We start from the raw sequence: 532 nt of genomic DNA on the forward strand, positions 1-532 counted from the left end.
AAAGTCGGGCGTGACAGGCTGTTTCGGATATTGGCCGAGCACCGCCTGCTGGTGCCACCCAGACGGGCGTATCACAAGACCACCCACAGTTTTCACCGTTTTTACCGTCATCCCAACTTGCTCAAGGCGGGGGCAGAGCAGGTCACACCGGTGGCCCCGGAGCAGGTCTGGGTCGCAGATATCACCTATCTGCCAGCCAGGAGCGGGCCACTGTACCTGAGCCTGGTGACGGATGCGTACTCACGCAAGATAGTGGGCCATCACGTACACGAGGGGATGCACGCCGAGTCGGTGGCGATGGCGTTCAAGAAAGCACTGAAGCAACGGTGTGGCAGCGGGAAGCTTATCCATCACTCGGACCGCGGCGTGCAGTATTGCTCGGGGCTGTACCAGTCATTACATGAGCGGTACGGGGTGAAATGCTCGATGACGGATGGGTATGACTGTTATCAGAATGCGTTGGCGGAGCGGGTGAACGGGATTTTGAAAGGAGAGTTATTGTTGCAAAGCCCGCAGGAGTTGATGCAAGCGC

General features: G+C 58.3%; 1 protein-coding gene. It reads left to right on the forward strand.

The window, feature by feature from the left end; all coding sequences use genetic code 11:
* Positions 1 to 532 (forward strand): IS3 family transposase (locus tag AACT07_RS22365; RefSeq protein WP_069530090.1); only part of this gene is annotated, 532 nt, incomplete at both ends.

The sequence above is a fragment of the Aeromonas sp. ANP5 genome, from assembly GCF_963870295.1.
GTDB classification, from domain to species: domain Bacteria; phylum Pseudomonadota; class Gammaproteobacteria; order Enterobacterales; family Aeromonadaceae; genus Aeromonas; species Aeromonas veronii.